16 protein-coding genes and 3 pseudogenes are annotated in these 22,780 nt (G+C 57.9%); 5 read left to right on the plus strand and 14 right to left on the minus strand.

All coding sequences use genetic code 11. The features are described from left to right. Positions 1 to 4: 4 nt before the first annotated feature. Together ACSKB8_RS00935 and ACSKB8_RS00940 are read left to right on the plus strand one after the other, a co-directional pair. Positions 5 to 1,217: pseudogene (locus ACSKB8_RS00935) on the plus strand (sigma 54-interacting transcriptional regulator); the annotation flags it as partial. Positions 1,218 to 1,370: 153 nt separating this feature from the next. Continuing rightward, positions 1,371 to 1,793 (plus strand): helix-turn-helix domain-containing protein, encoded by a 423-nt coding sequence (locus tag ACSKB8_RS00940; RefSeq protein ID WP_438110300.1) that lies wholly within the window; start codon positions 1,371 to 1,373, stop codon positions 1,791 to 1,793. Between the two features lie 651 nt (positions 1,794 to 2,444). Here the strand turns inward: ACSKB8_RS00940 and nodU are convergent. Beyond that, positions 2,445 to 4,110, minus strand: a pseudogene (gene nodU / locus ACSKB8_RS00945) (nodulation protein NodU). Positions 4,111 to 5,306: 1,196 nt separating this feature from the next. On the opposite strand from nodU, the gene hemN reads away from it, so the two are divergent. Together hemN and ACSKB8_RS00955 are read left to right on the plus strand one after the other, a co-directional pair. Next, positions 5,307 to 6,641 carry an oxygen-independent coproporphyrinogen III oxidase gene (hemN, locus tag ACSKB8_RS00950; RefSeq protein ID WP_438101873.1) on the plus strand — a complete coding sequence of 445 codons (1,335 nt, stop codon included), beginning with the start codon at positions 5,307 to 5,309 and terminating at the stop codon, positions 6,639 to 6,641. A 65-nt stretch (positions 6,642 to 6,706) separates the two neighbouring features. Then, a pseudogene (locus ACSKB8_RS00955) lies at positions 6,707 to 6,862 on the plus strand (NYN domain-containing protein); the annotation flags it as partial. Between the two features lie 2,745 nt (positions 6,863 to 9,607). Here ACSKB8_RS00955 and ACSKB8_RS00960 read toward each other — a convergent pair. The 8 genes from ACSKB8_RS00960 to ACSKB8_RS00995 all read right to left on the minus strand — a co-directional run bounded on the left by ACSKB8_RS00960 (position 9,608) and on the right by ACSKB8_RS00995 (position 16,897). Further along, positions 9,608 to 9,784 (minus strand): hypothetical protein, encoded by a 177-nt coding sequence (locus tag ACSKB8_RS00960; protein ID WP_438101875.1) that lies wholly within the window; start codon positions 9,782 to 9,784, stop codon positions 9,608 to 9,610. Between the two features lie 521 nt (positions 9,785 to 10,305). After that, positions 10,306 to 10,662, minus strand: coding sequence for a PilZ domain-containing protein (locus ACSKB8_RS00965; protein ID WP_438101877.1), 357 nt, complete (start codon positions 10,660 to 10,662; stop codon positions 10,306 to 10,308). Between the two features lie 655 nt (positions 10,663 to 11,317). Next, positions 11,318 to 11,518: a hypothetical protein gene (locus ACSKB8_RS00970; protein WP_438101879.1), complete on the minus strand. Its 201-nt coding sequence runs from the start codon at positions 11,516 to 11,518 to the stop codon at positions 11,318 to 11,320. Positions 11,519 to 12,291: 773 nt separating this feature from the next. Then, positions 12,292 to 12,645 (minus strand): hypothetical protein, encoded by a 354-nt coding sequence (locus tag ACSKB8_RS00975; protein ID WP_438101881.1) that lies wholly within the window; start codon positions 12,643 to 12,645, stop codon positions 12,292 to 12,294. Positions 12,646 to 13,064: 419 nt separating this feature from the next. Continuing rightward, the gene (locus ACSKB8_RS00980; RefSeq protein WP_438101882.1) at positions 13,065 to 14,870 is read right to left on the minus strand and encodes an FAD-dependent oxidoreductase; all 1,806 of its coding nucleotides are present in this window, start codon (positions 14,868 to 14,870) and stop codon (positions 13,065 to 13,067) included. A gap of 32 nt (positions 14,871 to 14,902) precedes the next feature. Then, positions 14,903 to 15,733 carry a phosphoenolpyruvate hydrolase family protein gene (locus ACSKB8_RS00985; RefSeq protein ID WP_438101884.1) on the minus strand — a complete coding sequence of 277 codons (831 nt, stop codon included), beginning with the start codon at positions 15,731 to 15,733 and terminating at the stop codon, positions 14,903 to 14,905. Between the two features lie 5 nt (positions 15,734 to 15,738). Continuing rightward, a complete protein-coding gene (locus ACSKB8_RS00990; protein WP_438101886.1) occupies positions 15,739 to 16,137 on the minus strand; it encodes a hypothetical protein in 399 nt (132 codons plus the stop codon). Then, entirely contained in the window at positions 16,079 to 16,897 is an 819-nt protein-coding gene (locus ACSKB8_RS00995; protein WP_438101888.1) for a Tm-1-like ATP-binding domain-containing protein, read from the minus strand. The genes ACSKB8_RS00990 and ACSKB8_RS00995 overlap by 59 nt, the downstream gene beginning before the upstream one ends. A gap of 724 nt (positions 16,898 to 17,621) precedes the next feature. On the opposite strand from ACSKB8_RS00995, the gene ACSKB8_RS01000 reads away from it, so the two are divergent. Beyond that, entirely contained in the window at positions 17,622 to 18,227 is a 606-nt protein-coding gene (locus tag ACSKB8_RS01000; protein WP_438101890.1) for a hypothetical protein, read from the plus strand. Positions 18,228 to 18,236: 9 nt separating this feature from the next. On the opposite strand, the gene ACSKB8_RS01005 is transcribed toward ACSKB8_RS01000, so the two are convergent. The 5 genes from ACSKB8_RS01005 to ACSKB8_RS01025 are packed head-to-tail and all read right to left on the minus strand — an operon-like array spanning position 18,237 to position 22,749. Further along, the gene (locus ACSKB8_RS01005; protein WP_438110302.1) at positions 18,237 to 18,515 is read right to left on the minus strand and encodes a helix-turn-helix domain-containing protein; all 279 of its coding nucleotides are present in this window, start codon (positions 18,513 to 18,515) and stop codon (positions 18,237 to 18,239) included. Between the two features lie 16 nt (positions 18,516 to 18,531). Beyond that, a complete protein-coding gene (locus ACSKB8_RS01010) occupies positions 18,532 to 20,013 on the minus strand; it encodes a phosphoenolpyruvate hydrolase family protein (RefSeq protein WP_438101891.1) in 1,482 nt (493 codons plus the stop codon). A 33-nt stretch (positions 20,014 to 20,046) separates the two neighbouring features. Further along, positions 20,047 to 21,159 (minus strand): ABC transporter ATP-binding protein, encoded by a 1,113-nt coding sequence (locus ACSKB8_RS01015; protein WP_438101893.1) that lies wholly within the window; start codon positions 21,157 to 21,159, stop codon positions 20,047 to 20,049. Continuing rightward, positions 21,159 to 21,986, minus strand: coding sequence for an HAD-IIA family hydrolase (locus ACSKB8_RS01020; protein WP_438101894.1), 828 nt, complete (start codon positions 21,984 to 21,986; stop codon positions 21,159 to 21,161). The genes ACSKB8_RS01015 and ACSKB8_RS01020 overlap by 1 nt, the downstream gene beginning before the upstream one ends. Next, positions 21,979 to 22,749 (minus strand): SDR family NAD(P)-dependent oxidoreductase, encoded by a 771-nt coding sequence (locus ACSKB8_RS01025; protein ID WP_438101896.1) that lies wholly within the window; start codon positions 22,747 to 22,749, stop codon positions 21,979 to 21,981. The genes ACSKB8_RS01020 and ACSKB8_RS01025 overlap by 8 nt, the downstream gene beginning before the upstream one ends. Positions 22,750 to 22,780: the final 31 nt, after the last annotated feature.

The raw sequence follows: 22,780 nt of genomic DNA on the forward strand, positions 1-22,780 counted from the left end.
CCTGATGGCGGAGCGTGGCTCCCGTATTTCACTGGCGGAAGCGTCCCGACGCGCCGCCCGAATCCTCGCGCGCGGCGCCAGCAGCGAGCTCGAAACCGGCGCGGCACCGACCTTCAATGATCTCGCCGAGTCGTTGCATTTCGCGCTCGGCGACGGCCGCATCTGGCTCAACGACCAGCGCATGGTGCTGATGCAGTCCCAGGTGCTCGGGCGCCTCCGCGCCGAGATCATCGACGCCTTCGGCATCGAGACCGCAAGAGCACTGTTCACGCGTGTGGGTTACGTGCAGGGTATGCGAGACGCCGAGTTGATCCAGAAGCGCTTCCCGAACGAAGACCTCACCCACGCGCTCGCTGCCGGGCCGCGCGTGCATACGCTGGAAGGTTTCGTCAAGGTGACCACACGGCATTTCGAGTTCGACCTCGACAGGTGCACCTATTTCGGTGAATTCCTGTGGCAGGATTCCTCGGAGGCAGCCGAGCACCTCGCGAGCTATGGCCTCGCCAGCGAACCGGTCTGCTGGCTACAGGTCGGTTATCCCTCTGGTTACACCACCAAGCTGTGCGGCTGGCCGGTGATCTTCCGCGAAGTCGAATGCGCCGGCATGGGCGCGCCGCATTGCGTGGTGGTCGGCCAGCACGCCGATGCATGGGGCGACGACGCGCCTGAGCGCAACTATTTCGGGTTGGATTGGAAGAGCCGCTCGGTGCACGCGGTCGGCAAGGTGCCGGTCGCGGCGGACGAAAGCCCTGCCCCCGTAGGCGATGACAATACCGTCGCGGTCGGCGTCTCCGCTGCGTTCGTCCGCACCCGCCGCCAGCTCGAGCGGGTCGCCGCGACCGACGCCACCGTGCTGTTCGTCGGCGAATCCGGCGTCGGCAAGGAGCTGTTCTCCAGCCAGCTTCACGCCATCAGCCGACGCTCCGACGGTCCTTTCGTCGCGATCAACTGCGCGGCGATCCCCGAGCAGCTCGTCGAATCCGAATTGTTCGGAGTTGAGAAGGGCGCCTATACCGGCGCCATCGCCTCGCGCGCCGGCTATTTCGAACGCGCTTCCGGGGGCACGTTGTTTCTCGACGAGATAGCCTCACTGACCTATTCGGCGCAGGGCAAGGTGCTGCGGGCGCTACAGGAACGCAAGATCGAACGCATCGGCGGTACCAAGACGGTCTCTCAACGTCCGTGTGGTGGCGGCATCCAATGTCGATCTGACCGCCGAGGTCGCGGCCGGCCGCTTCCGGCAAGATCTCTATTTCCGGCTCTGCGTGTTCCCTATTACGATCCCGCCGCTGCGGGATCGGCGCGACGATATCCCACTCTTGATGGCGCATTTCCTCGCCCTTTATTGCGCGCGCCACGGCCGGCATCTCATGGGCTTCAGCCGCCGCGCCACCGACGCGCTGCTCAAATATGATTATCCCGGCAACATCCGTGAACTGCAGAACCTAATCGAACGAGGCGTCGTCTATGCAGACGATGGCGGCGTCATCGATATCGGACATCTGTTCAGCGGCTCGGAGCTCCTGCCGCCGTTCTCCATCCAGCTCACCAGTGAAGGGCGGCTCGGACGCACAACGCTACTTGAAGTGGATCCGCCGTCAGCAAAAGAGAGCGCTGCCTTACTCAAAACAGGCGCAGCGTCAGGCGAGACGTCGTTTGCCGACATTGAGGTCGCCGCTTATCGCTCCGCCCTGGCCCAGGCCGAAGGCAACGTGTCGGCCGCCGCACGCCTTTTGAAGATCAGCAGACCAAAACTGGACTATCGACTCCGCCGGCTTGGCTTAAGGCCATAGTAGCTTGAATCCACTATCGCGCGGTCTGCCGTTCTTCTGGGTGCGCGATTCCAGGGGATGTGAACTGCGCAAAAAAAGACCGAAGATTTACATAGGCAAATGCGCTGTGCGGGATGGCCCCCTTCCCTCGACAAACAACTGGAGGCCAATGCTTGAGCGAAAGTGCGTCTTCACCGGCCAGATTTTTCATCCGCAAAGGAGGCAAGGGTTGGATGGTTTATGATCGTGAACGAAAGGGTCCAGCGCAGATTGGGACCAGTTTGGCGGCCAACCTGACGATGGAGCAAGCCGAACACGTAAAGCGGATACTGACTAGTCCGCCGCGTGACAAAGTCTGATTGAAGCAAAGAATTCTAGAGGCGCATTTGTGTGCTCGTTCGAGCCTACGGGGTGGCAACTGGATCAACTAAGTCAGGATGCATGGCGCCTTTGAAGCGCCAGGTATCTATTGAACGGGCAGACCGGATGCAAGCATCAGCTGAGGACGAACGTCGGCCAAATCGGCATTGCCCGGATGGAGAAAAGGATGTTTTGGCGAACAACTCGAACTGGCAGGCAAAGCTATCAAATCGTTGCACATTCCTAGGCCGCAAGACCCAAGGGCGATCGCTTACTTAGACCCGTTCATCAGCGAAAAAGCAGTCAACCAGCTCAGTTCCGAGTCCTCTTAGTCCATAGCAGGCCACCCGACCAAACGTGTTCGACGCGTCCCCACCGGCAGGCTGAGGCCACATCCGGGAAGAAGCCGCGTCCATGTTGATTGGCGCTCGTATTGCAAAGCAGGGGAATGCTCGTGAGCTTCTCGTATTCGACAAGAAGCTCTGCGACTTCATGCTGAGACGTTCTAGGTATTGTCTGCAGTCGGGCCGATCCGTCAAGGTGTACAATGGCGGGGACTTTGTCCCGCCATTCTGCCCGCGTCTCGTGATCGAACAGCATGTAAGGATCCGGCGTTCCTGGGTTGAAAATAAAGGGAGCGCGATCTTCTAGGCATATCGGCGCCACTGGCCGGAAGTATTCGCGAAGTTTGATATCGTTGAGATAGTTCTTCATTCCTCTCGACGTTGCGGCGGCCAGAATGCTTCTGCCACCCAATGCCCGCGGTCCGAGTTCGGCGCGGCCGGCAAGAAACACCACAGGCTTGCTGCTCGCAAGGAAGACGGCGAGTTCACGCATGCTGCACGGTGTCGCCTCCCATTCAGGTGGCACATCACCGCGCTGCAGGGCTGGGCCACTGTACACCGACCACTCTAAGGGAATGAAGCCGCTGTCTGCGGCCATGGCCGAGCAAGCGGCACCTATTGCCGCCCCGCTGTCATTCGGAAAGGGCGGCACCCAGACGGCGTCGAACAGACCGGAGGCACGCAATGCGCTGTTCCATTTTATATTGAGAGCGCAGCCACCAGCGATACACAAATTGCGTGAGCCCGGAAGGCCCGAATACTGTTGTAAAATAGTCGTCATGCTGTGGATGAGAAGGCGCTCAAGGAAACAATGAAAAGATGCAAGCACATCTTCCACTCGCTTGGCCTTTAGGGCCATGGCGCTCGCGCAGAAGAAGTCGTGTATGGCCGCAAGTGAGGCGTCCACACTGCTCTCTGCATGATAGTTCCGAGCGTGCTGCGGGGCGGCAGCAAGACGCTCCTCGTAGAGGCCCTGAAATACAGCTATGATTTCTTCGTCGGCAGATCCCAGAGCGATGTACGCCATTAACTTGCCGGCAACACCTAGATCATCCCAGCTGGACCGATTCGTGTACGGTCCGAAGTGATCCGCTGCTGTCGCGTAGACCTGACCTATCAGCGGAAACAGACATTCAATGAGCCGAGCGCCGCGGGGGTCCACATAGTAGAGTCTGTGGAAAAATGATACCGTCCCAGATCAGAACAAATGCGCCCTGTCCGGCTTTGGCAAATGGGCTGGTGCAGAATGCGGCGGCCAGATGCCCAGTGACATGCGGATAGCTTCGATAAGGAAATGACCTGCCGCTGAGGATGAGGCCAACGCAGCCGTGTGAAGCAAGAAGGTCCTCTGGATGGCTTTCAACATACGATGCCCACTCGAGACTGACAGGTTTGCCCCCACTGCGGAGCCGAAGACCGTCTCTCCACCACGCTCCGTCGACGACGAATAGATCAACATCGCACGGATCAACACCGTGCTCCGCTAAATCGTCGACGACAACGTCGAAATCCTCGATCGCTTGGTATCGTCGATTGTTGCCTCGTTTCTCCTGCTCGACACAAAAGACCAGCCGCCCATCTTCGACGAGAGCTATCGCCCCATCATGCCCCAGCTTGATACCACAGATGCGCAATTAACTCTCCACGAGTTCGGGGGCAATTGGATTCATTCGGAGATAAATCAGGGGCCGGTCGAGTACCCGCACCTGCTTCCGTGAGCACTCGGTAAAGAGCGTCATGCCGTCCAGCAGCGCTGGCAAGACCGATGCCACATGGGACGCTGAGGCGAGGAGTATGCTATTCTGTGCTGCTCTCGCACCTAACGCCAAAAATCGAACCGAAGTGTAAGAAGTCTGGCACGCGTCGTCTGCCGGCGCGGCGGATTGTCGGATTTATGACGAGGCATCTGCCGGTTGCAGACCTAAGATGCACTCCAAACGTTCCCATTTCCGAGTCCAGCTGCTGGCACGTTTGTTGCCAACCTTTCGAATGTCAAGGTAACAGGACAAATACAATGCTGCGAATGTCCGCGGTCATGCCGCTTGCGCTCCTGCTTCTCGGACCAGCATTTGGCGAGCAAATCAACATGGTGACACCGCGCAATGCAGGCGACGCGACAATGGCTGAGTTTGCTGGAAAGTGGTCTAATGAGGACCGGAGCACCGGGATCGTCACACAAATGTTTGTCGACCAACAGTTCGACAAAGCCCTCGTTCATGCATGGAGCAGGTGTCGGCCGACCGACTGCGATTGGGGTATCGCGCGGACGCAGAGTTCCGACGCTTATTATGGAAGTCTGGAAGTCAAATGGAGCTCTAGATCCTCAGTGAGAAGCACACGCTTGACGCTCGTGGGACCTGATCGATTGCAAGTAAAGACGACAGTTCACTTCACCGACGACTCCGGCAGATTAGATTACAGTTTTGTCGACCACCTCATCCGAGTACCTGAGGAGGCCGCTCGAAGAGCTCGTACTCGCCAGCATTGCCCTCAGGACCGCGGGTTGCATGCTTGAAGCAGGAAGCGCGGCAACTCAGCTCGTCGCTTTCGGGTGATGTATGCCACTCTGTTCAAAGGCACTCGCTCGCTCCATGTAGCTTCGGCTCGGACCGAACAGCGATTGAGCGGCGCTTAAACTGGCGAGTGATCGTGGGTACCGGATTAGCACCAGTGCTAATGCTAATCAATGTCGCACAAGGAGGCTTTCATCGGTTAGGCGCTGGCTGGCCTCTGCAGCCAGCCAGCGACGAGAGACCCACGTGCATAGCACTCCGGAAACGCTTTTGCATTGTTGATTCTACATCCGAATACAGGTGAGAGATAGGAACCATTGCAGTCGTCAGTCCTGAAGAAATATTGTGGTGCCCAGCCGCCTTGGTACACGATTTATCCAACTGCATCTCAGTTCTCCGCTGAGGTCGATGCCAAGGCCTATGAGAAATGGTTAAGTCGCCTGCCGCCCTGCGAGCCTGTGTCGCTCTATTTCCACATTCCGTTCTGCCGCTCGATTTGCTGGTATTGCGGCTTTCCAACTACCATGATCCTTCGGCATGCGCCGCTCCTCGATTACTTGGCAGTGCTGCGAGAAGAGATCCGCTTGGTCGCGGAGCGGGCGCCTCAAGGATTACCTGTGAACGACGTACATTTCGGCGGCGGGACGCCGACCCTCATCAAGCCAGCAGAGTTTCTGGATTTGATGGGGCTTTTACGTCTTCACTTCGCATTCAGGAGATCGGCAAGCATCGCCATCGAGATCGACCCGCGTGCGTTCACGGCAGAGATGGCGGAAGCCTTGGGAGCAGCCGGAGTGAGCCGCGCCAGCCTGGGCGTGCAGAGTTTTGATCCCGTTGTTCAAAATGCCATCAACCGAGTTCAGACTGAGGCGCAAACAGCGGCTGCAGTCAAAAATCTGCGCGAGCATGAAATAAACCGTATCAACTTTGATCTCATCTACGGCCTTCCAAGGCAGACTGTGCAGTCATGCGTAGAGACTGCGACACTGGCTGCGGCCATGCGCCCCGACCGGCTCGCGGTTTTCGGGTACGCCCACATTCCGTCCTTCAAGAAGAACCAGCGCCTCATAGACGAGGCAGAGTTGCCAGATAGCGGCACACGCGCTGAACAGGCGGCGGCGATTGCCGATACGCTTGTCGCCGCCGGCTACTGTCAAGTTGGACTCGACCATTTCGCCTTGCCTGACGACGAGCTCGCGCTTGTGCAGAAAGCCGGTCGCTTACGGCGGAACTCCTTGGGTTACTCGGCAGACACCTGTAGAGTTCTGATTGGCTTCGGACCATCGGCTATTGGGCGGTTGGGTGACGGCTACGTCCAGAATGAGGTTACTGCGGGTTCTTACAGCCGGCAGATCAGAGCGGGCCGTTTGGCGACGTTAAAGGGCTGCTGTCTTACTCCGGAAGACCGCGTCCGGGGTGCAATAATCGAACGGCTGATGTGCGATTTGGAGGTCGACGTGCCGGCAATCTGTGCCGGCCACGGATTTGATCCGGTTCCTTTTCTCGATTCAGCTGAACGCTTGGTGCCCCTCGCCGAAGACGGCATAGTGGACATCGAAGATGGTTTGATCCGCGTGAGGCAGGAACATCGTTTTCTGATTCGATCTGTTGCTGCCGCTTTCGACGCCTATCCATACCGCTCCCCCAGTTAGCACAGCCATCGTGCCGCAACAGGATCCGGTCGCGTCGCGTAGGGGGTCGAGCGCCCGCGTCTGCCGTGATCTCCACGATCGCCGGCCATCCCACGATGATTGCCGACGAGCTGCGCCGCCAAGGCGACGTGTTCATCGATATTATCGAGCTCCAAGCTGAAATCGGTCGCAATCCCTCTGAACGGCCGGCGTCGCGCCTGCGCGAGGCGCGCTATCGCGCAGAGCTTGATTCTTCTGCTATTCTGAGCGAACGGCTCCGAGCGCTTGTGGCGGAGCTTAGAGAGGTGGAGAAGCTTCGAAATAAGCTCCGGCATGTAGAAGCGAGAACGATCGGCAGAAGACGGCGCACCAAAGCGAGCGGCAGAGCGAGAGCAGTTTAGAGATCCTCCGGGTCCGAAGATTGATTCGCGTTCGCTCACTCGCGCGATTTCCATGCATGGATCACCCGCGATCATCGCATCTGCCATTATTTAGAGGAATGCTGGTGCCTTCATCCCGCAGTCGCCAGCCTCGGCGATTGTGCCCTGCGAAATGTCGCACCCTGCCGTGCTGGCGTGCCTGACAATGTGCAACCTAACGCGGCGGTGAGACCGGCCGTCTTTTCGGACGGAGCCGTCACCCCCATTTTCGTTCGACGTTGCACCTCGAAATATAGCAACGAGTTCGATCACCTTCCCAAAGCTCAACGTCATGCCCGCCATCCATTTGCTCGGCTCGACGTCTCGCGGCCTGTTCGTCAATGCAGTCGAGTTTTGCGGCGCAGATCACTCGCCGCCTGCTGTCCACCACGAACACTTTGTACCGCATGATGCAGCCCCACTCCAAAGGGACCGTCATCGTAATCGAATGTCCGTCTAAGGCAGTGCCAAACCACGTGCGGACGCGCGGAACCTTTGTACGTGTGGCAATTCGGCAATACCAGCTCCTGGAATTCATCCCTCGCGCGGCGGCGAGCCAGGTATGGTGCCTAGCATATCGAGCTACCTCAGCGGCGTAATCTCACCGCGTATTGAAGCGTGCGGGCTCGAGCTTCGAGTAGCTACCAAATGCGATCAGCAACACACCGAGCCAGGCCGTCCAGCTGCGCGCTTCGTCGTGCGCCTTTCGCAACGCGCGCGCTCATCGGCATAGCTTGAGGTGAGTCGGCGGCGCGGCGGCGAGAAGTTGCTCAACCTCGACTTGGCCCGGCACGCGCTCAAATCTGGCGGCGCGGTGGATTCATCGTGCTCCTGACGCGAGATCCAGGTCCGAATGCGAGCCAACTCCAGCAGTTCACGGTGGAGCCTCGGCGATCGCCGGACATCACGCCTTTGGTTCCCTATGCGATCCACTGCTGTCTTATTCGTGCTGAGGTGCATCGGATGTTAAGGGTTGGTTTAGTTCCCGGCATGATCATTGGGGACCACAAGGGGCGCGAGCATGAAATTGCACCATGCCAATACCTTGGAAAGGATCGAGAAGGTCGCGGATCACGATAGTGGCGGGGCAGCAACGTGCCCCGTCACTCTCGACCAATTCGATTTCTCGACCTCCAATCGCGACGAGGTCCTGGCCCTACTTGCGCGAAGCGGTCAGTCACAATCCACTATTTGGCTCGTCGTGGTCGCATTGGCCGCGGGCTTTGGATTGGGATGGGCTGGCGCTTGGTACGGTCCCGCAACCATCTCGGCTCTCAACCAAAGTGCTCAGATAGAAACGGCTTCTCGCCGCATGCCGGACACAAAGCCAGGCGGTAAGGCCGAAAGCACCCGAAAGGTGTCATCAGGATCAGGCTCGCGAACACCGCCTGGTTTAGGTCAACCCTCCACACTCAGCGCGAGCCTTGCTCCGAAGCCTCTAGCCAAGGCGGCGAGTGGGGTGCAATCGGCGGAGGCTTCGAACCCAGCTTCTTCGGGTGTCGAGACGGACATGTCTGTGACGGGCTCGGTCCAGCCTACAGGGCCGCTCCTGTCGGTCCCCGACACAAGGCCGACGACTATTGAGGGTTGGGCAGTCCTTGACGTTCGCGGTGGAACGGCGGTGCTCGAAGGACCCGATGGGATTCGAATGGCGGCACGGGGCGACATAGTCCCGGCATCGGGCGAGTCGAACTCTATCGTGCGTTGGGGCAACCGCTGGATAGTTGCAACAGCGAGCGGGCTAATCTCGACGCGATAGACGTGCGCGCTTTCGGCGAAAAGGCACGGCACCATTTTCGAAATTACCGCTAACACCAGACTTCAAACGATTAGCTGCCATTCCTCACTCCCGGCATTCGGACAGGCGGCAACGGCGCCTTTACATCTTGAAGAAGCCGATATCGCGCCGCGAGTTTAATGGTTATCCTTTAACCTGCCCTCAATTTTCCAATCCGTGTGCAGTCGCCGACATTCATCGCGATGCGAACTCGAGCGGCCGGCATGTGGGCGATGATTGCAGCCGAAGCTGCCCTCGAACGCACCAAGAGGATCGCCAAGAGCAGCGGTACGTTGGACGCCTCAGGAGCTTAGGGAAGAAACTGCACGACAGCTCACAAAGCAGCAGACGGCGAATGTCCTCACTGCGTCTCGCATAGAGCCCAATGAAATCGGGCAGTGGTCTCGCGAAATAATTCGTTAGCTCCTCTGTGCCTAATCTTGGAACGTGCCGCCCACCGTCGATTGCGGCACATGGAATGGGAATGCCGGCCCCGGCTGCTTACCCCATCCTGCGGCTGGGGCCGTGTTGAACTTGCTCAGCATCGTTCAATCCAGGCCACAACTATGCTTAGAGGCATTGCTATCGCGCTATTTGGAATGGGCATCTTCTCTCAGCTTGATGGAGCGCTCTTCAGGGGGCGAAATACTGAGGCCGCGATCAGGCTTATCCGGGAGATCAGCCGCGGGTTTGGTTTCTAGACGGGCGGTCATCGGAAATTCCAGGCCCGACAGCTCGGCTACGGCGGATTGGCCAATCCTGAATGCACAGTCTCAGTCCCCGGCATAAGGCTACTTCGGCTCATGCTTGCCAGCCAACTCGCGAGCAGCCATGTTGAGCTCCAGCTCTCTCAGCTGTTCGATCAACTGCTCTATGATCTCGTCATAGTCGGATGGCGTCAAAGAATGAACGCCGCGCAATGCCAGCTGGTCCTGAAGAATCCTCACCATCATAGCTTTGACGCCCATGCGTCTTCATCCAAAAACTAGATCGTCACAAACGTCGATCACAACTCGACGCCGAACATTGCATGTGCAACGCAAGACTAGGAAAATGTATCCGGCGGAGGAAGAGCCGTCGCACCGCACTATTTCTTCAACAGTATTCCCTTCGTTCGCGCTATCCGCCCTACTGATCCGGCGTAGCCGCCTGATTCGGCGGCGATCGTCGATGCGCCAACGCCCTGCCTGCTCAGCGTGACCCAACCGTCGAACCTCCTGCGCAGCCCATTGCTCGGGCTTTGGTGTTTTCATGGGGTGCTCGACCTGCACAAATCGGAGAAGGTTTCGTCGTCGGCAACGATTACTTCGATAGGGGAGCTAGATAGTTTCGGTCGAGGACCGTCGGTCTTGTGGCGCCGTCGAACAGCACCGTTATGCCGCTCGTACGAATGCCAATTGCAACAACGGTCCCGGTCTTGTGGGCTAAGTGTGGGAACTGAACGATCCCAAGCCCGCTCATCCGGAAGCGACAGCCGACGATAAGCCTGTCAGTCTGCTGAGCGATCATGGGTAAATCCCGACCCGTCTGATTGTGAACCGACGAGACGCTTCTCTGCGTTCGTCTTACCCTTTGTCTTTGCTGTGACGAATTGAACTCCGACGTGAGACCCGTCCACCCAAATCAGCTCGCATCGTCGAAATGCCAGACCCGTGGACGACAGCACCAAGAAGAATTCCTGTGCTTTCAGGGGGTCTGTCGAGCCTTCGACCTCAAGCTTGGCGCCGCTTGCAGAGGCGTCGACAAGAATACAGCTGCGCCGCCACGTTCCATCGACACCCATGATGCTGACGGTATGCTTGTGTTCAAACCGAACACGGTACGCCTTTCGATTGTTGCCCGTCATCTGCAATCCCCAATTTCAAATCAGTCTCTCCAAATAAATGCGCCGCGTCCCTGCGCGCCTCTGCAATGAGCAAATCGATCTTCGCCGACTGAGCTAGTAGAGTTGTTCTGGTCATGTCATTCAGTTTGGTCTGTCCCACGATCGATCGGATGCAGCAATTCGCGAATTCAAGAATGAGGATGGCTCGATGGATGTCATCTTTTGTTTGAATTTCGAGCGCTTGAACTTGGGACAACAGAGCGGCGACGTTCGCTAGAATCTCAGGCAGTCTCTGGCACGAAGGACTTGTCTTAGATTTTGCTTTGTGGCGTGGCCGAAATCTTAGCACTGACGACATCGTCGCAAATCTCTAGGGGGTCAGCGCTGCTGTGCCGAAGATGATCAAAAAAGTGATGAAGAAAAAATACAGCTATACGCGAGTACAACGGACAGGCCAACTCGGACTAGCCTTGCCATGACAATCATGGCCGCGCCGCTGTTCGGAATTTACGCCAAAGCGGTTGACAAACAGTTATGAGGTTGCGGGCGGCCGGTATTATAGTATGCAAGTTGCGTCGAGGACGCTATCGAAATTCGGCAAGCATGGCTCGCGGAATACGCTGGGCATCGGAGCCAAGTTGGCCAAGTAGCGGCTAAACGCCAGACCGGACCCGAACTAGATCATCCCCTTCCTCGTGACCCGCAAGCTACGGACGTAATAGCCTTGTCGCTGAACGGTTGACCTAATCTCGTCGCTTACTTTGAGAATTCTTTTTCTGCTCTTGCGCCACTTTTTTGCAGAGTAAGCCCCCGGTATCGCGGAGCCTGCGCTTAGAACGAGCAAGTCACGCTTCCCATTGCGATAGACATCAAACACTTTTCGCCCCCGCTGATCGTATCGAAGTAAACACGAAATATGTTTTGGTCATTCCGATCGACCAGCCTACTACCCCGAACTGTTTTGCGGGTTGCAAATATGCAACGCTTCGCAACGATCTGCCTCACGGCGTTGCCTACCCAGCGAAAGAGCGACAGCAATAGCGGCTCACCGATATCAAGCCTTTCGCAGAGACCTTCGAACCGGACTTTGGGCCAAGTCATGGCAAAGCTTTCCTTCGGAGCTCACGGACTCTGTACGGGCTGCGGCACTGCATCGCATTGCCTTCATGAGTGACGCTTAGCCCCGCCCCCGCTCGGTCATCATGCCATCTCATAAGCGAATGATGTCCTCACATACCAATGAGAATATCGTATCAAGTACGCATGGAATTAGGGCGCATTCCTGCAGGTCCTCTACGGTGCTCGATCTTGGCCACGTCAAGATCCTAAACCTTGCAACACGAATGAAGACTGCGCCGGCCGCGCTCCAGTGAGATGAAAGCCAGGGAGCGACAGGGTTGCTTTAGCAAAAAGCGATCTCAATGCCTGCCGGCGCCCACAACTCGTTGGCCGCCGATGTGCTAAAAGGAAGGTCGGTTCCTCGCTAGTTCATTTTCCTGTTCACGTGTTAGCTGAGCGTCTCAACACACAGCGCGGCAGTGCCGGGTTGTAGCGGATGCCACAGATTTTGTTGGGTCTATGTCAACATGAAGTCCCTTACCCGAGATCGAGGCGCCGAACCAATGCAGGCGCTCGCCGGGGGACGGGTGCTTAGACACTGTATGCGAAGTACAAGTCTTCTTTGTAGTCGAAAATGTAGGCTTCAACGCCCGTGACGCTTACAGAAAAGTAAGATGACGTATCGTGATCGAAGCCGCAATACACTCCCGAGGCTTCCGGTTTGATCACTAAATGCGAACGCTCACCATGGTGGTACAGGTTCGGTAATGCGCCCGTAACATAGCAATGCCTGCCGTGGTCGTATGCGCTAACGAGGCCGTCTCGTACGCGCACGCTCATCCTGAGAGATACAGAGGCTTCGAATTCATGAACGCGGACGATAGCGCGTCCGAGAGTGTGGGCCAAGGCAACCGCAGCCACGGCAGCCCGAACGTGCACCTTCATGAATTTCCTATCGATGGGCGTTCAGAAAGGAAAGCGCGGCGGCCCGACGCGCGAACGCCTCAGGTGCCGCGCCAACTCCGCCCCGACATCACCCAGGATATCGGCGATGTTGACTTCAACGAAGCAAAGAGCATGCCCAGAGGGACCGGAGCGGGATTTAATAGCTGCTCCACTACCTGTCATGAAGACTGGATATGTTGCAGCGCGACTTGCCTCGTGTTGTGTGGCCGGCGGGCGCCACAACGGATTGGAAACCGCCCCCGAGGAAGGTTTCTAGATCAACGCCAGTGGGCTGTGTAGCACTTCTCGCCAGCTTGCGGGGCTTCAATCATGGAACAACCGAGACGTGCCACACTATGCTTGTGATGCTGCGTTGCTTCGATCGGATAGGCACTCGGCTTACTGTTTCTGCGACAGCATCACTGCGTGGCGCGGTGAACTTGATCGTCAAGTCCCCGAAGCCGCGGCTTTTGCCGAAGCTGAGCTGATAGTACGATGCTGTTGACCGCGCGGTAGGCGAACACGATGGCCGGACCGATTGTGATGCCTGCCCCGGGATAGATTCCGCGCATTGGCGAGGTCATGTCGTTGCCGCAAGCATACAGACCTGAGATCGGCCAACCATTTCGGTCCAAGACCTTTCCGTAAGTATCAGTTGCCAATCCAGTCGCCGTGCCGAGCGTTGCCGGAACAATTGGCAGCGCGACAAAAGGGCCATTTCTGATCGGTCCGAGATTTGGATTTTTCGTTCCCAGCGCTGGATCGCCCAGCGTGCGATTAAAGGCTGATTCGCCGCGCTTGAAGAGCGGATCGCGTCCTTCGGCAGCGTGCGCGTTGTGTTCCTCGATCGTCTTCTGGAGCTCTCCGGCCTCCAGTCCCAACTGCTTCGCGAGTTCCGCAATCGTGCGGCCGACCTTTATGTAGCCGAGGCGCGCGTATTTACCGATGCTCAAGGTCCAGGGCCAGGGGAGTGAATGTCCCATGCCTCTCAGGCGAACGAAGTCCTGGTCGCAGATGAAGTAGAACCGCTTATCTGTTGGATATCCGCTTTTGAACATTGCGAGGCAAATGTCATGGTACGAGTTCGACTCGTCGACGAAACGACTTGCATTTGGCCCCACAGCAATGACGCCGGGACGGCCGCGATCGAGCCAGCCGTAGGGGACAATTTGCTCAGCGCTGCCGCTCCTCAATACCGACACCGGCGTCCAAAAGCCGGCTGAGGCGACATCATTGTCAATCGCAGCTCCGAGCTTGGTCGCAAGTTTAATACCGTCGCCCGTGACATCGGGATGGGCCAGCGTCTCGTTGTGCTGGTGGGCGCCGCTGAGCTGCGCTCTCAATTGCGCATTACGAGCAAAGCCGCCCGTTGCCAGAATCACTCCATGCGAGGCGCGCACGCGAATATGAGAGTCGATCAGCTTGACGACTGCCCCGGTGACACGCCCCTCTTCCTTGATCAGCTCTATGAGAGGAGACGAGGGCCAGATTTCCACGCCGCGCTTGCGTAGGCTCACGAGCAGCCGCGCGATCAGGGCGTTGCCTCCGCTGAGCTCGGTGCCACGCCTGTAACTTAAGCGATCCCACGCGTACCGGCTGACGCGGCGCAAGACATGTTTCAGCGAAGTTAAAGATTGGAACGGGTTCAGGAAGCTTCGCACCTCGCCCGATGAGATCATCATTCCACCGAGCACAACGCGAATTGGGTCGCCTAACAACTCGAAGTCAGTGCCGAGAAGCCGCCCATCGTAGGGTGCAGGGCTCAGTGCGCGGCCCTTGTCGACCCCGCCGTTTTGGCTTGAATGATAGTCAGGGGCAGTCGAGAGCGTGAACTTGACCTCTGTTCCGTTCTCAAGTGCGGCGAGTGCAGTTGGGCCGTCCTCAAGATAGGCCTCAACAAAGCTCGCCCGATAGGAGGCGCCAAGTTCATGCTTCAGGTAGGTCCTCGCTTTCGTGAGCGAGTTATCGATGTTTGCGGATCGCGCCTGGGGTGAACAAGGAACCCAGATCATGCCATTCGACAGAGCTGTCGTGCCGCCAAGTCGCGGGGATTTCTCGCATACGGTGACGCGCAGTCCGGCCTTTGCCGCATAGAGGGCCGCCGACAGTCCGGCCGCACCGCTCCCGATCACGAGAACATCTGTTTCCCAATCATGATCCGGCCCGCTTCCTCCCGGGAATACCGCGGTCTTATGCTCAGTTGCTTGGCCCATTGGCTTGTCCATTTCGGTCCCGCTGCAATATCTTGCGATCAACGTCAGTGATTTCGCGCAAGCGGGACGGCCTTGAACTCCTGAGCGGCCGACTTCACTGCCCGTTCGATTGGAATTCGTTCAATGGACGAAGCGCCGACGAACCCGACACACTGCGTCGATCGATAGACCTCGACCGTATCTTGCGGTTCCGCGATTGCCCCGCCGTGGCAAAGCAGGATCACATCGGAGCGCACGCTTCTCGCCGCGGCATTGATGTCGTTGATGCGCCTGATCGCTTCTTGAATTGACTGCCCCTCTTCATGGCCCACGAGGCCGCCGCGCGTTGCACCAACATGGGGCACGATGCAATCAGCACCAATGCTTGCCATCGCTTTGGCGTCTTCTGGGCTCGCCACATAGGCCAGCGAGAAAATGTTCTTCTTGCGAGCCATCGCGATCATCTCGAGCTCGCGTTCGAAGCCGAGCCCGACGCGGCCGCGGCGATCACGCCATTTTTCGCCCATGGTGGAGATGGTCGGATAATTGATCACGCCGGAGAAGCCAGCAGCCCAGAACTTGTCAAGAAGCGCATTAAGATCGAGCCGGAGCGGATCCCAGGCTTCCACACCACCGATGACCGGCACGGAAGAGACGACGTTGCGAATTTCCGCCGCAAGCTCAAGCGTACGCGCGTTGGAATCGCCAATCCGGCTCGTGGGAAGCCCCATGAGTCGCGACAGCCCGGTGCTGTAGACCACCAGCAGGTCGGCGCCTCCGAGGACGGCGCACTTGGCAACCAAGCCGCAGCTGCTTCCAGCGGCAAGGACCGCTTTTTGCTCTGCGACTTGACTTGCAATTCTCGAAAGAATCTCGGTGCGCTCAAACATCCGCATCGCGATCAGTCTCCTTGTCCCAATTGTTTGAGGATCCATGTCGCGGCCGCCTCGGAGAATTCGGGATCGTTGATGTGGCAGTTCAGTTCGCGGATTGTGACTTTTGGCGGGAGATGGTTCTTGACCGCATCGAGCCAAGCCCGGTCGGCATCGGCGTTGCGAAAAATTCCGCCATCACGGTCGTAATCGGAAACACCTTTCGTTGGCCAAAGGACGATTGCCGGCCCCTCTGCCCGCGACAGCCGCTCGGCCGTGAGGCGGCCGATGCTCTCGTTCTCGGAAATGCTCGTGCGCATGAGCGTCGTATATGGGGTATGCGCGTAGAATTGGCGGCCGCGAAATTGATCAGGCACACTCGAAGGCGGACCAAAATTGACCATATCGACCGCGCCAGGCGCGATCACTTGAGGGATCAATTGGCGTGAAGCTGCCTTGAGTTCGATCTGGACCAGCGCTCGCGGTCCCTCCGACGATTTCGTCAGCGAGCTCCGTTGTGGTGAGATCGATGACAGCGTCGAATTCGTCGGCCGCGATCAGCTGCTCCATTTTCCGGCCCCCAGCGCCATTGGCAGGAAAGACGATCGTGTCTACGCCGGCTTGCGCAAGGCGGGCCATGCACAAATTTGCCGCGGGCGTCGTCACACCAAAGGCCGTGATCGCGACGATCTTCTTGTTTCGTCCCGCTTTTGCCCGCCTGTAGTGCATCGCGGCGATGGCCCGCCCGGCATTTTCAAGCACCCTTTCAGTAAACGCGTTGATGCCGCAGAGATCGACCAGCGTCGGATAGAGAATAATGTCACTATGAACGGCCAATTCGGCGAGAAGCGCTGGTCTTGCACTACTCACCAGCAGCTTGGGAAAGCCATAAGGCAAGTCAGATACGACCTCGCCGAAAGCCGCACTCCCCTTACCACCGGCAACGCCGATAATCGCGCTGATGGTGCCTGATGCCTGGAGATCATGAACATTGACGCGCGTTGTTGCGGCTATCTCTTTCAACAGCTCAGCGGGCGAAGCGACGCGATCGCGATTGCCATCAGCTTGCTTCGTCCTGCCTGCTATGCTCGAGGTGCCGACATCGATCAGAACGGTCTTGCGGCCGCAGGTCGCGATAATATCCGCAAGGTAAGACACTTCGCGCCCCTTGGTATCAAGCGTCGCCACGATCGCGACTGCGCCCGAAAGTTCGGACGGGCTACCATCGCGGACCGACCCCTGGGCGTCCGTGCAATGGTGAGACACGATTTTCCTCCCGGAACGTTTTTAACAACAAGAGGTCTAAACCGAGCTCAAACCGCGAATAAGAACGGCAGAAGGTCCAAATGGGTAAGGTTGGGTAGCACCTCCCTGGAAATTTGTTGTAGGGTTGCGCCCTCGTCTCGCGGCGCATGGCATCGGCACCCGCGCATTGTCGGTGGACGAGATTGTTGGCTCTCCACTGAGACGCGCACCGCGGCGTCGACCTGTCCTGACGCGCCGATGACAATGCCGACAGAAAAGGTGCCGCTGCTGGATTGCTCCAACAGCGGCTCAAATCCAGGGAGGAGGCAGACGAACCGGTCTGCCAGAGGAGGTACAAATCGAGTCCGCTATGCGCGCTCGCCTGGGGCACAAAGTTGCTGTCAAGCTAAGCCTTTGCTCGCCCCCATGGTCGGAGTTTTCATATCGCCGAACGGCACTTCAGGATCACGAATAACGGTGCGAGCTTGAGCGAGGCCTCGCTTGGAACGGGTTTGAAGAGGCCGTCGAGGCCCGAACCCGGTCGTGCGTCCAAAGTTGACACCCGATCTTCCTTCCGGAACATTCTCAACACAGGTTTGTCTAGACCGCTCTGACACGGCGTATAAGATCAGCGCCACGTCCAACTGGGTAGATTTGGGTAGAAGTGGTGAAAGCGACGCTTGTCGGCAAACTCGTCACGCACCTGTCGGCTGCACCTCAGAGCGCGACCGTAGAAGTCTACGCGCCGTCTTTGCGACGCCTTCCAGAAGGCTCCATGCTCGTCATGGCCACCTTGCCTGTCATTGACTGGAACGACTGCCTTTTGCAAGACTTGCGAACACTTCCCAAGAGGACATCCGATAATGTCTACGCCGCGATAGTCATGATCGATCCCTTCGCGTGCTGGGAGGATGTTGCCGAGTTGTTGGCCGACGCTGGAATCAACGGGTTGATAAATTTTCCACCTGCATCCCTCATTGAGCGAGCAACCACTGGCGTGCCCGTTGACAGCGGACAGGAGCTCGAACTTCGGCGAATGGAATGGTTTGCACACCTCGGATTCAAGATCTTGTTCGCCGCCGGTCATCGTTCCGAAGTCGCAGCAGCCGAGAGGAGACTTGGCTCGCATCTCCACGGCATCGTCCATCTGCCGGAGGAGGCTCTCAAACTGTCGATTGGGCGAGAGATGAAGCTGGTCGGCCTCAATGACCAGGATTTGTCAGTTCCGACGTTCGCGCTCCTTGATGGGACAGGCGCGATGCGAAAAAGGTGAAGACAGGAGCTACTCCAGGATCCGCAGCTTCTTGATCTTGTTGTATAATGTTTTTCTTGAAAGACCGAGAGACTTGGCGGTCTTTCCGCGGTGAAGCTTGTTGCGCTTCAAGCCTTCGATGATCCACTCGCGTTCGGAGAATGTAGCTGTCGGCTTGACGGGTGATGACCCGGTCAATAGCGGCTTCAAGACATCAGCGGTAATATGCGTCTGCTGCAGAGTCACCAGCCGGTTGACGATCTGGCGTAGTTCCTTAAGGTTGCCGGGCCAATTGTGACCAGCGAGCACCAAGAACGCAGAATTTTCAATTGCGAGCGTCGGGGCGTTCGAGTTCTCCCTTCGCCTCGACCGTGAAATGCTGAATGAGCTGCGGAAGGTCCTCCAGGCGGTCCGGCAAGGCGGGTAACTCAATATCGAGCCCGGCAAACAGGGCGAGAAGACGGGGACATAGCACAGTTTGAAGGCTCGCGGCGCGAGCGACGGAAGCGGTTGCGATGATCCGCGCAGTAGAGCGCACAGTGGATACCCCGTTTAAGGGCATGAAAGCGCCGGCCTCAAGGTAATCGGCAAGACGCTCCTGCCCGTCCCGGGACAGCTGATCCAGATGCAGCAGCAACACGGCAGTATCGCTTGCACTTTCCAACAGTGACAGTTGACGTCGCCTATTTTCACTGCGCTCGGCCCCGAACAGCGCACCGATCGTATCGATTGCTGGCCCCGGCCGGCAATGAAACAGCGCCGGCTTGGTGTGTTTCCGATCACTGAAGGCATGAACAAGGCTCGCTATGCGCCTTTTTCCTGAGCCCGTCTCACCCCAAACGAGCACGGGATTGGGATTGGCAGCCAAGCGTTTCGCAGTCTCGAGGACGCGCTTCATGATTGAGGACTGTGCGATCACTCCATGCTTGAACCCGCTCAACTGAAGCTGGCGCTCAAGGAGATCGACCTTCTCCCGCAGCAAGTGAATGGTCTTGAACCCTGAGGTGACTTCAAGGACTGACATTTCCAATGGGACGCGATCGAGCGAAGAGCCGCCGATGAACCCCTGGACACCAGTTTCGCGACAAATATCCAGCAATTCGTCGGGTTTCGTTATCGGTCCGCCACCCAGCAGGCAGATCACGTTTCTGTTGATGGATTGAGCGACACGCGCAACAGCGCTCGTACGCGCAGCAAGCTCCGCCAGGCTAATCGACGGATCAGATCCGCTTTCCAGGCCGCGATTGAGATTGAAGTTGATGCAGATGGCCTGAGTGCCAGCTTCGACCATCTGTTTTACTTCGGCCTGGGTCCGCGTATAACCAATGGTCATCAGCCCGCGCCTTGCGGCCTTCACCAGGAGCTCAATTTCCCGAGCGTAGCCGAGGCCGCATTTCTCAAGCAATGACCTCCTGTATCCATCGATGTGGATCACGGATGGAAAGTTGGTGACGCCGGAGAAGCCCCACCTGATGATCCGATCGAGCCAATGGTCAATATCGAGCTGCGGATCGAAGGTACAGGCTCCGAAAAATACCGGCAATTTCGTGCTGGGCAGGATCTCTGTTCGGCCGAACGCGGCCACGAATTCGTTGCAACTGCGGATAGGTAGAATTGAGGCCGGCGAAGAGCCACCCATCGCGCGAAAGCGGCCAGCATTGAGCGCAAGCACGAAATCCGCCCCTGCGCGTTCGGCAGCTCTCGCAGTCATGCCCGATCCGATTGCTGCCCCGAGCACAAACGAACGGGAATTCCGGAAGAACTGCCTGATCCCGCCGCCCTTTACCTGGTCCACCCGCGTGTGCATCCCGGCCCGCCTCCTGCAGGGCGGTTGCGAAGACTAGCTCCAATTTGCAGGCGCGCGCAATCGTCGCAGCGCTTTTCCGTTCGTCGTGAAGAGGTGGCAGTTCGCAGGCGAAGCCGCAAGATGAACTCTGCCAGCCCTCTTCGGCGGCTCCACCGTTGGCGCTTTGGCAACGACCGTTTCCCTCCCGGCGTTGCCATAGATGTAGGTGACGCTGCCAAGATGCTCGATGAAATCGACATCGAGCTCGATTCCGATGTCGGTCTTCTCCGCCGCGGATGGAGAGAAATCATCCGGCCGAATCCCGAGCGTGATCGGTTTGCCGACAAGCAGTTGATCCGGATGGACGGGCACGCAGAGCGTCGCGCCCGCGTCGAGCCTGACGTCCATGCCCGTCTCGTGCGCCGCCTCGACGTGGCCATTGAGGAAATTCATCTTGGGCGAGCCAATGAATCCGGCTACGAAGCGAGATGCCGGATTGTGATAGAGATCGTGCGGGCTGCCCACTTGCTCGATATTGCCGTCCTTGAGCACGACGATCTTGTCAGCCATCGTCATGGCCTCGACCTGGTCGTGGGTCACGTACATCATGGTATTTCCAAGCTGCTTGTGCAGTTTAGCAATCTGAACCCGCATTTGCACCCGCAATTCCGTGTCCAGATTCGACAGAGGCTCGTCGAATAGGAACACCTTGGGCTCGCGGACGATCGCGCGCCCGATCGCCACGCGCTGCCGCTGTCCGCCTGAGAGTTGTCGAGGCTTACGATCCAACAGATGATCGATCTGCAATAATGATGCAGTCTCGGCGACCCTGATATCGATCCCGGCCCTCGCCACTTTCGCCATCCGCAGAGGAAAGGCAAGGTTGTCTCGCACGGTCATGTGCGGGTAAAGAGCATAGCTCTGAAACACCATGCCGAGGTTCCGGTCAGCGGCATCAACATCGTTGACGACCTCGTTGTCAATCAGCAGCCGCCCTCCACTGATGCGCTCCAGTCCGCCGATCATTCGCAGGAGCGTCGATTTGCCAGATCCGGATGGCCCGACGAAGACGACGAATTCGCCGTGGTCGATCGTCAGGTCGATGTTACGCAGGACGTGGATGGTCCCATAGGCTTTATTCACTCCCTCCAGGCGAACATCGGCCATCATGCTCTCCTCTGTCTGGGGCTTTGAGCCAGCGCCGGCAACACCTTAATTTCTGCCAAGCTGGACACGACGAAATCCGGCGGCGCCAGAGATGGATCCTTGAGGGGCGGCACGCCGGTCGTGACCAACACGGTCGGAAGACCGGCTCGCTTACCAGCTTGAATATCGGTCGGAATCTGATCGCCGATCATCAGCGTGGCGCTGCGAGCTGTTCCTAGGCGGGACAGTGCGGTTTCGATCATGTGTGGCTCGGGCTTACCAACGATTAAAGGTTTGACCTGTGTAGCCACAGCGACAGCGGTGATCGTTGCTCCTGCGCCCGGCTCAAATCCGCCTGCGGTGGGCAAGAGGAGATCGGGGTTGGTGCCGATGAATACTGCTCCATTCAAGATCGCATCGACAGCAATCCGCATCTTCTCATGGGTAATCTGACGGTCCAGCCCCATGACGACAGCTTCGGGCTTCCGATCGGTTATCTCGAACCCCGCGCCTGCCACTGCATCAACAAGGGACGGCGCGCCGATGACAAACACGCGCCTGAGATCCGGGTATTTGGTGCGAGCAAGCTCAGCGGCGGTGACGGCGCTGGTGACAACGTCTTTCGGCTCGATAATAAGCCCAAACCTCTCCAGCTTGCGGACGACCTCTTCCGGAGTGTGCGTCGAATTATTCGTCACGAAGCAGAACGGCCATCCGGCCGCCTGCCACTCTTTAAATGCCTGAATGGCCTCGCCGATCGCAGCGTTACCACGATAGACGACGCCATCCAGATCCGAAATGATCCCTTCGATCGACGCCCAGTTGAGGTCAGAAGCGGTATTAGCCATTCATCAGCATCCCGCCGTTCACGTGCACGATCTGCCCGGTCATGTAGGACGCTGCAGGACTTGCGAGGAAGACTGCAAGCCCTGCGATATCCTCCGGCACGCCCACGCGTCCCAGCGGGATGCGGCTGCTGTGCCGGGCTTCGGTCTCCTCACGCGGACGGCCATGCATTGGCGTATCGATGATTCCGGGCGCGATTGCGTTCACATTGATCTTGAGGGGCGCGCATTCATAGGCAAGCAGTTTGGTGACGTCGTGAACGATCGCTTTCGATAGGCAATAGTCGGCGCCGCCGGCCTGGTAGTTGAACACTGCCCCCTGCGAAGACAGTGAGGAGCCAACGTTGACGATGCGACCGCCCTTGGTCTTCATGAAGCGTTCAATCGCCAGTTTTGAGCAGCGCAAGACAGCGACCGAATTGATCTGAATCGTACGCTCAATCGTCTGCGCATTGCCATTGAGGAGCGGCTGGGCGGATTTAATACCGGCGTTATTGACCAGCACGTTGAGGCGGCCAAAGCGTCTGGCAACCTCATCGAGAACCCTGGTGACATCTTCCTCGCGTGCGACGTCCATTGCCATCGGTAATGTGCCGTTACCATGGGGCAAGGCTGCCAAAGTGTCTTCGAGGTTTTCGAGGTTAGCATCGGTGGCAAGGACGTTCGCTCCTCCTGCCCGAAACGCATTCACAATGGCAGACCCGATGCCTCCACCGGCTCCGGTCACGAGCACCGTTCTGTCTGAAACTGAGAACTGTTCGGTCATTCCAACTCCAAGATCGTTTGGGACTTCAAAA

Origin of the sequence: Bradyrhizobium sp. BR 1432 (assembly GCF_051547705.1) — a bacterium.
GTDB lineage: Bacteria > Pseudomonadota > Alphaproteobacteria > Rhizobiales > Xanthobacteraceae > Bradyrhizobium > Bradyrhizobium zhanjiangense.

Coding starts and splice junctions, on each gene's coding strand:
- ACSKB8_RS01025 (WP_438101896.1), bottom strand. CDS start 22,749: ATGACCGAACAGTTCTCAGTTTCAGACAGAACGGTGCTCGTGACCGGA.
- ACSKB8_RS00940 (WP_438110300.1), top strand. CDS start 1,371: ATGGGCTTCAGCCGCCGCGCCACCGACGCGCTGCTCAAATATGATTAT.
- ACSKB8_RS01020 (WP_438101894.1), bottom strand. CDS start 21,986: ATGGCTAATACCGCTTCTGACCTCAACTGGGCGTCGATCGAAGGGATC.
- ACSKB8_RS00960 (WP_438101875.1), bottom strand. CDS start 9,784: ATGGGCGTCAAAGCTATGATGGTGAGGATTCTTCAGGACCAGCTGGCA.
- ACSKB8_RS01015 (WP_438101893.1), bottom strand. CDS start 21,159: ATGGCCGATGTTCGCCTGGAGGGAGTGAATAAAGCCTATGGGACCATC.
- ACSKB8_RS01010 (WP_438101891.1), bottom strand. CDS start 20,013: ATGCACACGCGGGTGGACCAGGTAAAGGGCGGCGGGATCAGGCAGTTC.
- ACSKB8_RS00985 (WP_438101884.1), bottom strand. CDS start 15,733: ATGCGGATGTTTGAGCGCACCGAGATTCTTTCGAGAATTGCAAGTCAA.
- ACSKB8_RS00975 (WP_438101881.1), bottom strand. CDS start 12,645: ATGAAGGTGCACGTTCGGGCTGCCGTGGCTGCGGTTGCCTTGGCCCAC.
- ACSKB8_RS00965 (WP_438101877.1), bottom strand. CDS start 10,662: ATGACGGGCAACAATCGAAAGGCGTACCGTGTTCGGTTTGAACACAAG.
- ACSKB8_RS00980 (WP_438101882.1), bottom strand. CDS start 14,870: ATGGACAAGCCAATGGGCCAAGCAACTGAGCATAAGACCGCGGTATTC.